Source organism: Enterobacter hormaechei ATCC 49162 (assembly GCF_001875655.1).
Lineage (GTDB): Bacteria > Pseudomonadota > Gammaproteobacteria > Enterobacterales > Enterobacteriaceae > Enterobacter > Enterobacter hormaechei.
In genome coordinates this window covers 50,793-60,332 of record NZ_MKEQ01000004.1, presented here as the reverse complement: position 1 = coordinate 60,332, position 9,540 = coordinate 50,793, and the positions used below count along the sequence as shown (strand labels likewise).

7 protein-coding genes and 1 pseudogene are annotated in these 9,540 nt (G+C 51.8%); 3 read left to right on the top strand and 5 right to left on the bottom strand.

The window, feature by feature from the left end; genetic code table 11:
• Window positions 1-76 precede the first annotated feature (76 nt).
• Both BH712_RS25245 and BH712_RS23885 read left to right on the top strand, forming a co-directional pair.
• Window positions 77-301 carry a hypothetical protein gene (locus BH712_RS25245; protein WP_006812563.1) on the top strand — a complete coding sequence of 75 codons (225 nt, stop codon included), beginning with the start codon at window positions 77-79 and terminating at the stop codon, window positions 299-301.
• 79 nt (window positions 302-380) lie between these two features.
• Window positions 381-944 (top strand): helix-turn-helix transcriptional regulator, encoded by a 564-nt coding sequence (locus BH712_RS23885; protein ID WP_006812564.1) that lies wholly within the window; start codon window positions 381-383, stop codon window positions 942-944.
• 29 nt (window positions 945-973) lie between these two features.
• On the opposite strand, the gene BH712_RS23880 is transcribed toward BH712_RS23885, so the two are convergent.
• The 5 genes from BH712_RS23880 to BH712_RS23855 all read right to left on the bottom strand — a co-directional run bounded on the left by BH712_RS23880 (window position 974) and on the right by BH712_RS23855 (window position 9,133).
• A complete protein-coding gene (locus BH712_RS23880) occupies window positions 974-1,417 on the bottom strand; it encodes a DUF7740 domain-containing protein (RefSeq protein WP_002213143.1) in 444 nt (147 codons plus the stop codon).
• Complete coding sequence (dnaE, locus tag BH712_RS23875) at window positions 1,414-4,932, bottom strand: DNA polymerase III subunit alpha (RefSeq protein ID WP_006812565.1); 3,519 nt, start codon at window positions 4,930-4,932, stop codon at window positions 1,414-1,416. The genes BH712_RS23880 and dnaE overlap by 4 nt, the downstream gene beginning before the upstream one ends.
• A gap of 180 nt (window positions 4,933-5,112) precedes the next feature.
• Window positions 5,113-6,348, bottom strand: coding sequence for an AAA family ATPase (locus BH712_RS23865; RefSeq protein ID WP_004110112.1), 1,236 nt, complete (start codon window positions 6,346-6,348; stop codon window positions 5,113-5,115).
• 96 nt (window positions 6,349-6,444) lie between these two features.
• Window positions 6,445-8,811, bottom strand: coding sequence for a cobaltochelatase CobT-related protein (locus tag BH712_RS23860; protein ID WP_006812566.1), 2,367 nt, complete (start codon window positions 8,809-8,811; stop codon window positions 6,445-6,447).
• 109 nt (window positions 8,812-8,920) lie between these two features.
• Window positions 8,921-9,133: a hypothetical protein gene (locus BH712_RS23855; protein WP_004110118.1), complete on the bottom strand. Its 213-nt coding sequence runs from the start codon at window positions 9,131-9,133 to the stop codon at window positions 8,921-8,923.
• A 263-nt stretch (window positions 9,134-9,396) separates the two neighbouring features.
• Here BH712_RS23855 and BH712_RS23850 point away from each other — a divergent pair.
• Window positions 9,397-9,540, top strand: a pseudogene (locus tag BH712_RS23850) (XRE family transcriptional regulator); the annotation flags it as partial.

Here is a 9,540-nt window from a genome sequence, read left to right as displayed (position 1 = left end):
GGGACATGGACGGATGAATTTCATTCGCCGTTGACAGATGTCAACGCTGGTAATAGTATAATATTGTCGGAGGCGAATGAAGAAACATTCGAACAAGCACATTCAAGCGGCCATTGAATATGCTTTAGACCAAGGCTGGGTTTGGGTTGCACCGGGCGATTCTGCTCACTGCTTTTGCAGGTTGCGTTGTGGCAATCCAGAAGGTGAACACCGAGATCACCAAATGAGTGTATGGTCGACGCCGAAAAGTGCTGAAAACCATGCCAAGCGAATCATAAGCACCGTAAAACACTGCAAGTGATTTTGCCCGGTAAGGAGTGGCGACAACCACTCCTTACCGAATATAAGAGAATACTCTGAATACTAAACGAAGAGGTACTATGGCGCTTTATAACTTCACTCTGACACTCTCAGGCGTAACGTATGAGACCGAAGGACTGGAAGACGCGCTGTACGAAAGCGGCTGTGACGATGCGCTGATTTGCGCATATGGAAACTCCGTCTATGTTGAGTTCGACCGCGAAGCTGAATCGCTGGATGCAGCTATTGCATCAGCGGTCGACAATATCGAATCAGCCGGAATCGGCGCTATTGTTGAATCTGTCGACTCTGCCCTTGTAGGCTTGAGCGACATTGCAGAAATAACAGAAATGTCTCGCCAGGCGATTGCGATGCTGAAAGATGGCACTCGTGGTAGCGGAGACTTCCCTTGCCCTATCCAACGAATCAAAGGCCAATCTCCACTTTGGGATTGGGCTGATGTAGCCGAATGGCTACTAAAGAACGGTCGATTAAAAGAAGACAGCAACTTGGTAAATAACGCTCGTGTGCTGAGTAAATGGAATCTTGCCTTACGTGCAAGCGCTTCAAAAGATTTTCAAGAAGTTGAGTCGATCGCGGTAGCTCTTATCGCACGTCGACGTCATCACGCCGAATGCGCATGAAAAAACCCGCCAATCGGCGGGTTTTTGCTTTATGCGACTTTCTTACCAAAAATGTTGGATAGCGTGACTCTGGTCTGGCGTTTCAGCCTGTACTGTCTCACATCGCCAATCTTGTTCACTTCCATAAACTCTTTGGCCACCTTCAGCACCAGCCGATTGCGGAACACTTTGAACGCCTCCAACTGTTCCTCTGGATTATCCGATTCGTAGATCTCCAGCAGATACTGGCACGCCTTCGGATCTTGCGTTTTAAGCGCCAGCGCTCTGGCACATTTACGCAGACGACTGACTTTATCGGCACCATCCAGCCCGGCGAACGCCAGCGCCAGATCTAACGTGACCGGGCAGTCGATGATTTCCCAGAACTGCGACCGCATGGTGGCCGCAACAGCTTTATCCTGAAAATCCGCTGGGATAGCCGCCAGCGCTTGTGCAATCTTCTGTGCCTCGTTCATGGTGTTCTCTTTATTCATTTGCTAATAGTCTCCGCTACCTCTGCCAGAATTGCTTCCAGCTTTTCGCCTTCTTCTGGGCGAAAGTACAAAATGTTTGGGTTAAATCCGTAGAAAACGGTCACATCCAGCTCTGGCAGATACTCTTTGCGTCCAACCAGGTCGGATGGTTTGCTCTTGTTGTTGAAGAGTGACGTCGCCCGGCTGCCACACGTCAGCACATAGGTCGGACGCACCAGATTGATCTCTTCACGCATAAAGTCGGTGAACTGGCCGATCTCGTCTTTGGTGTAGTCCTTCTCTTTGTCCTTCACCTTTTTGCACACGCCGGTGACGTAGAGATCGCCCATGCGCAGATCGCCTGCAGTAAGCAACTTCGCTTTAAAGTCGTCGTAGCCGTTCTCCATGAAGTAACCGGTACGCCCATCATTGCCGTTCGCGTTGTCCAGAATGACCATGATTTTCGGCTTAATGCCAATGCTTGGGCGGATCAGGTCGTCTCCCAGACCCATTTCGGCCGCCATGCGAGTCATCAGTACATTCACTTCAGCAGAGCGCTTAGGGTTCATCTCGAACGGTCGAGAGGCTTTTACAGCGTCGATCACCAGATTGCCCATCAACTCTGCCTGGTCGCGCAGTCGTTCCGGATCTGTCGCTGGCAGACTGCCAGGCTCAATCGATGCGAACGCACCTACTTTTTGCAGTGACTCGCGTACCCGGCTGTTGCACGCACGCTTCTCGACCGCTTCCTCAAATTGCTCAAGTGACTCGAATTTGCCGCCAACTTTCTCTCTCGCTCTCATGATGGCCTGGCAACCATTCTCAGAGCAGCCTTTCACAGCAGAGAAGGGCGCATACAGTACCTGGCTGCCGTCTTCCAGCGTGCGGATCTCAATTCGGTTAGATGACACGTTAACGTCTGGTGGCAATACGCGAATGCTATAGGTCAGCGCATCCTTAACCAGCCCCTGGTGCTTATCCTCGCCCAAAATGGTGAGCGCAGCTGCGAAGAACTCAGCGGGGTAATGCGTTTTTAGCCACATAGACTGATAGCTGATCAGCGAGTAGGCAACGGAGTGTGATTTGTTGAACTGATACGCACCGTTCTTCTCGAAGGCATCCCAGATCTCCTTAGCTTTCGTCTCAGACAAGCCGGGTTGTGACCCTGTAACGCGTACAGCAGCCATAGGCAATTTCACACCTGCCTCCAGCGCTTCTTCGACCGTCCGCAGTGCGCCGTCCTCACATTTGAAGTGTTCCGCGCGGTGAATGCGCTGCGTTGTGCCGTCTTCCATCTCAACGTCGATCCAACCAGCTTGAGCCTGAACGACGAACTTCTCGCCCATGCTCTTCATCTTTTCCATATCCTTTTTACCGATCGCTTTACGCACACCATCTGCTTCGGCCATCGTGAAGCCGGCCAGCAATCGTGTCGCGTTCATCGTCTGTTCCTGATACAGAATCACGCCGTTGGTTTCCGCGGTAAGTTCGTCCAGTACCGGGTGCAGCGACTGTGGAGCCATGAAGCCTTTGGCCACCGAGACATAGTCGTCCAACATGCCGGATTGAATCGGGCCAGGTCGGAAGAGTGCGGTCGTGGCGACAACGGTTTTGAAGCTCATTGGTTCAATGCCACCGCCCAGATCTTTAAGCAGCTTGCGCATGGGGCCGGACTCCAGCTGGAATACGCCCTGCGTGTACCCTGCAGCGAACCCATCCAGAACCTTGCGATCGTCCAGTGGGATAGCATCGAGATTGATGTCTTCCCCGGTACTCTCTTTGATGTAGCGTTTCGCGCTATCCAGCAGATCCAGTGTGGCCAGACCGAGAACGTCCAGCTTAATCAGCCCCATCGCCTCGCAGTAACGTTTATCGAACGCAATACAGCGAGCATTGCCACGCAGCTCGACGGGCGTGCGCTCTACCAGTGGAACGCCAGCGACGATCATCCCCGCAGCGTGACGACCAAAACCACGCATCAGGCTTTGCAGCTTACACGCCGCTTTGAACGCTTCCGGGTTTTTCGTGGCGTATTTGTCCAGGCTGGCCAGTTGCTCGCGCAGCTCTTCCAGAGACAGGCTATCGTCTTCCAGATTCTTGAACTCTTTGGATACCGCCATATCCGCAGCGTCGACACCGTAAATACGCGCAGTGTCACGCAGCGCAGAAGCGGCGCCCAGATAGGTGAAGTTCGGAATACCGGCAACGTAATCTTCGCCATAGCGTTCATTCAGATACTCGATCACCTCATGACGACGTGCCTGGCTGAAGTCCAGATCCGCATCCGGTAAGTCGAGACGTTCAGGGTTGATGAAACGCTCAAACAGAAGACCGTGACGGATAGGATCGACGTTGGTTATGCCTATACACCACGCCACCAGAGAACCGGCAGAGGAACCACGACCTGGCCCGACAGGAATGCCAGTTTCACGGCTGTGATTCATCAGGTCGCGCACCATCAGGAAGTAACCACAGAAGCCCAGGCGGGTCAGTGTGTCCATTTCGTACTTCAGGCGATCAACATACACACGGTGCTCAGAAGCCGGTGGTGTGTAGCCAAACTCTTTGGTAGTAAGACGCTTACGCAGCCCCGCGACAGCCAGCTTCATCAGCGTTGCAGGCTCGTCGTCTGCCATCTTGGGCAGTGCTGGTGGCAATTCATGCCAGCGCCATGTGCAGGCTTCAATAATGGTGTCCTGCGTTGTTGAGGCCATTGCAGCTGTTACCGGCACATCCATTCGAACGGAGAAGGCTTTCAGCGCTTCAAGGAGATGGCGGCGACCATTAACGGCGTTATCTCGCTGGTGGGGAATACGCAGACGATGCGGCTGATCGATTTTGATGTTGTTCGTAACCATGTGCGCAATGTCTTTAATGTCAGCGTCGTCGACCGCTTCGTAATAAGCGGGGTAGAACGCCACTGGCTCTATTTTCAGTGCGCTCGCCACTTTCATCGCCCGGACGTTAATCTGGTCGTAGAATGGGGTAGGGTGCGGATAAACCACGCTGTAGAAGTTATCGCGTCCTCCAGCTGTGACCAGCGTCCCGATAATCTTTGCGAAGTCCTGGCGCTGGAATACACTGCCAATGTCAGACGTCAGCAGGATGATGTTGCCTTTGGCATATGCGGCCGCCAGCTGGTCAAGCGCCAGACGCGGGACAAAGTAGAATTGCTCGCGCTTGTTGGCTAAGGTCATCAGTTCGCACACGTCGCGATAACCTTGCTCATTCTTTATCAGTGCCGTGAAGCAGTAGCTGCGATCACGTACCAATGATTCCATACATCCCCCTGACTCTTTCGCAAGGCGGGCGCGGTGCTCGTATGTCGGATCGTCGACAACATTCAGCTTAACACCACAAATAACCGCCATGTCGTCGCCAGCGGCACGCTGCAGGGGGATCACACTGGCAATGTTCATGCTGTCAGCGGAAATGACAGCGGTGTAGCCAGCGTCTCTCGCGATTTTCACCGCGTTTTCTGCTTTTAGAGCCGACTCTCCCAGGGAGAAGTCAGTTCTGACCATCAGAGCCTTCATGTGTTTTTACCTTTCTGGTTTTCTTGATTTTGTCATTGGGGAAGCCAACGAACTTCCCATACATCGAAATCGCAACCTCTTTGGCTGACTGGTGGCACTCGGGCCTATCCGGACACGCCAGACAAGCCCGGCCAGTTTCAGACGCTGCGATAAGAGAGCCGAAACATCCTTTACGCACGATTAACCGAAGATCTTCTGAACCACTTCACGCGCTGCCTGTGCAGACGTGGATGGAAGTTTATTGATAAACGACTTTTCGATGCCGGCAGAGAAATCACCGCGCATCATTCCGATTTTTGCGGACAGCAGCAGCTCGCGAGGGCCGATTGGCTGGCTGATCAGATGCTGTTCATAACCTTCACGGACAAGATTCGCGAATTTCACCATCTTCTCGGCGTATTCGCGGATGACGCCAGCCTCAGCCAGCATGTTGACTTCAGCCTTAGTGCTCATGTACTTCACGTTCGAAACAATGCCGAAGCGCGAGAAGTTCGCCGCGTTCTGGATGTTCGTTCCTTGATAGAGACCCGTTTCGTCGCCAGAGCCGTTAGTGTTGCCAGTGCCAATGAAGGCAAAGCGTTTATGCGGAGTGATACGGCGCCAGTCCGGAGTTGCCTCTTTGATGATCAGCGGTTCTCCTTCAAGAACTGGCTGGTACACACCCAGAATCTGCGGGAACGCGAAGTCATATTCATCAGCGAGGTACACCCAGCCATTTTTCATCGCCAGCGCCAGCAAACCAGGCTCGAAGTAGGTGGAGCCATCGCGAGCGAGGATCTGGCCTGTAACGTGTGCTTCTTCCATAGACGCCGTATGCTGGGCGCGGATCAGTGGTCGATTCAGCAGGGCGCATAGCTGCGTAGGAAGAGAAGATTTACCGGTTCCTGCATGACCCCAGAGATAGCCTGGGATTCCGATTTCCAGCATCATGAAGATGTCTTTAATCAGGTCGAAGTCGCCATACACATAGTTCTTCTTCGCTTCCGGTACGAACTCCGGATATGGCGTGTTGACGTTGACTGTCACCTGTAGTGGTTTTCCGCGTGGCGTTCCCAGCTCTTTGATCGTTACGCCAAGCAGCTCGTGCGCGGCCACCAGTTCGGTCTTGTATTCGACCGTTCCTGCGTAGCCCGGATGTGCGCTAATGTCCGCCACTTTTCCTTCACCTGAATGCTTTTCGGCACGCTTCTCATTGAGTTTGGCCAGTGCCGTGCGAGAGATCGTTGGTTCATCCGGAAACGCAGTAGTGTACATTTTCACCACCTCGTCCACGTCCAGACCTTTCGCGGACTCAGGAATGTTCTCGCAGCGGCCCATAGAGATATGGGATTTCAGGTAATGAAAGGATTTGCCACACCACTTGCAGACGATGGCTTCTGGCAAATGTTCTTCTTGCTGTAGTGCAGTAGCGGTCATGTGTTTTTCCTTACTGTTTGTCGTTCGTGGGGTATATCTTATATAAATATATTAGGCTGTATAGTAAGTGATTACTTATTTTTACGGGTAAACCAATTACCCAAGAATGATACGAGATAGCTCTGTGACGACTGACGGCCCTAACTCTTCTACGCTGTTTACCAGTGCGTAATTTTTGTAGTAACGCCGTGGTGCGTCGGTCAGAACGCCGATAGCCATCAAATCGATGTCACTCAACGTCTCAATTTCTTTGGTGACGGTTCGCAAATGCTGATGGAACCCATCGCCTGCAGCACATGGCGCCCCGTCGCTCATAACCAGCATGATCTTCTTGTCCTCCATTCGCCCTGCAAACAGAGTCGCCAGCTGCGCGACGCTCTCACCATCGACGTTATTGAGCAGGGGGAACGTCTCACACACGCAGCCCATGCGGGCGCGGATCTCTGGAGAGTTGGCTTTCTCATTCCAGTTTTTGATAATGGGCAGCATTAGCGCCTCGAAACGAGTAAACCCGCGCTTCGACATGGTTTCATAATCTGGGCTACCAAACGTGGTAAAGCCGGTGATGATGTTAGGCACATTGATACGATCCAGAGCATCCGCAATGGTGTAGGCGCTGGCGAGTGCCAGTTGAATCTTCCTGCCGCCCATTGAGCCGGACAAGTCGATCACCTGCTGGACGCACGCGTTCACCGCTCTGTGGTCTTCTTTCTTGCGGAACACGCGGTCGTCGTTCATTGCCAGACGATACAGGTTCGCGCCATGTATCCGTCCACGTCTCTGGCCTGGGATAAACTGGACTCGATTGCGGCTGGCGATAGCTCGCTCCAGGTCTTTGGCCAGAGTCGAAGAAACGCCTGCTGACAGATGTTTTTCGATTTTCAGTTCAAAGAGCCTTCTGCCTTCCGGAACCATGCGGTAGCGATCGACCGGTGAGTGCATTGGGATTGCGCCAAACGTCTTTCTGGTGCGCTTTACATGCTCTTCAGCCTCATCAATCAACCCGATAAAGTCGTATGAACGATCGTATGGGCGATACTCAGAAAGTGAGGTGCTCATAAGCTCTTTGCTGATGGTGGCCGACAGTGCGTCTTCGGTCATTTCGCCTGTTCCGTCTTCCATCTCGTCGAGCGCCTTGAGTGCGTCCTCCAGAGTCATTTCATCCGGAGCAGGAACAAAGCCTGACTCACTGTCTTCAGGCGCTTCCGCGGCATCCTCATTTTCTTTACCTTCGCCGTCTGTGTGATCGGCGGCGTCATCTTCCTCTTCGCCTTCTCCTTCCGACTCCCCGTGACTGGCATCGGAGTCTTCGCCGTCATCACCATCACTATCGCCAGCGGCGCCAGAGCCATAACCATCGGAGTCATCGGCGTCTTCGCGAATGCCATCACCAGGCGTTGGAGAGCCAGTGTCATCACTACCACCTTCGTCATCAGAATCACCTGATTCCATGCCGGCATCATCGGATTCTGGGGTGTCTCCTGATTCTTCTTCGCCTGCTTCTGTATATTTACTTTCTGTATCACTAATTTCTTTATCCTCTGTAGGTAAGTCCTTATCTACTGATTCAGGCAAATCAGAATCCCCAGACTCTTCCTCTTCTGAGGCATCATCTTCTTGCTCTTCCTTGTCGTCGTCTTCGCCTTTGGTACGCTTTGGTGCTGATTCACTATGAGTCGGTTCGTCACCGGCTTCTGGGGTTTCCTCTGACTCGTCCTCACTCTTCGACGGCTTCCTAGCAGACGATTTAAGCTCTGGTAATTTGCCCTCTGGCTTGTCTTTCATATCCTGCATGATTTGGGCGATAGCAGCTGCGACCTTCACGCAGTCTTCTGTGTTCGACATATTGCGAACGGCCACGTCGATACCATGCTCTTTGAGCAAGGCTACAGGCTTATCGATGAGGTGCCAGTGTTCTTCCATAAAGTCGATGAAAGGGCTTTGGCCATCCCAGGCGCGAACGACCGGGCAAAGGAAGAATTTCAGGAACAATTCACGCTGGTCGCCGTGGCAGATTGAAACCGCCTCTGACACTTTGCCCTTGAAGTATTTGTCGATCACCAGGTTCTGTGTGGCCAGCAAATTGCGACGAGTTCCGTTGAATACCTGTCCCATTCTGCGTTCAATAAAAACGTCTTCCAGCGCGTTCCAAAGCCCGGTAGACGGAGCCTTTCCTCTCTCGCGCATCTTCATTGCGACTTTCGGATCAGTAAAGAGGATATGGGCTACCTCATGGTCGAGAAAACCACGTACTGCGTTCATGAGGGTTGGTGACGCGTCGTCCGGTATAGATGGGATGTTTACCAGCACTGGTTCGCCGCGCCGGTTGTAGCGGACATATGCTTCATTGCCTCGCTCTGCAACAGGTATCTGTTTGCCTGATAGCATCGCTACAACTCGTTTTACGCAGTCGCGAAAGTCCTGTACCTCTTTCAGCACAGATCTGGTCATGGCTTTGGACATGAGAATTTCCTTGTTATTAAAACAATTTGTTTTCTGATGTGCGTAATTTATCACTGTACGAACAGGCAACTAAGCTGTTCGTACAGGCATCTATAGGCAGGAATGTGTTTTAAATGGTTCTCACGGCAAGGGAGCCGCAACCAGTATTGATGAGAGTGAAATGTTTATTTTTTAGCTCAAAAGTGAAAACCGTCGTATCAACCATCTCCACGGGAAGCTCTTCAGATTCTAGTTCTGTCAGGATCGTCGCGACGCCATCTAGTCCAATCGCATATGCGTGTCCAACCTCAAGGGCGGTCAATTTAGAAGTTATATTTTTCATTTCATATCATCCAACTGAACACATTTGAAAGTTCGGCAATACTACTACCTATTGTATCAATATGGAATGCACCTATATCAGATACGTCTTACTTTTTTCTGTAAGCGAATAGTGACAAATTGCCTAAAAACCATAGTATAATGGCGGTATGCCGGGGTTTTGTGCCTATCGAAATTAAATAGATAAGTCTTTACAACCCTGGCCTTTGCTGTAATATCAGTAAGCACTTACCAGAGATAAACAAAACACGCAAGGTTCACTACATGGCTACCAACGAAACAGAGATCAAACAAGGTCGCTACGCAGCTTACATTGACTCGTTAATCACAATCTCGCCTAAAAGTCAGGCTACCATTGCCAAAGAGGTTGGGTACAAGAACGCCAACAACCTCTCTCTCATCAAAAGC

Coding starts and splice junctions, on each gene's coding strand:
- BH712_RS25245 (WP_006812563.1), top strand. CDS start 77: ATGAAGAAACATTCGAACAAGCACATTCAAGCGGCCATTGAATATGCT.
- BH712_RS23885 (WP_006812564.1), top strand. CDS start 381: ATGGCGCTTTATAACTTCACTCTGACACTCTCAGGCGTAACGTATGAG.
- BH712_RS23880 (WP_002213143.1), bottom strand. CDS start 1,417: ATGAATAAAGAGAACACCATGAACGAGGCACAGAAGATTGCACAAGCG.
- dnaE (WP_006812565.1), bottom strand. CDS start 4,932: ATGAAGGCTCTGATGGTCAGAACTGACTTCTCCCTGGGAGAGTCGGCT.
- BH712_RS23865 (WP_004110112.1), bottom strand. CDS start 6,348: ATGACCGCTACTGCACTACAGCAAGAAGAACATTTGCCAGAAGCCATC.
- BH712_RS23860 (WP_006812566.1), bottom strand. CDS start 8,811: ATGTCCAAAGCCATGACCAGATCTGTGCTGAAAGAGGTACAGGACTTT.
- BH712_RS23855 (WP_004110118.1), bottom strand. CDS start 9,133: ATGAAAAATATAACTTCTAAATTGACCGCCCTTGAGGTTGGACACGCA.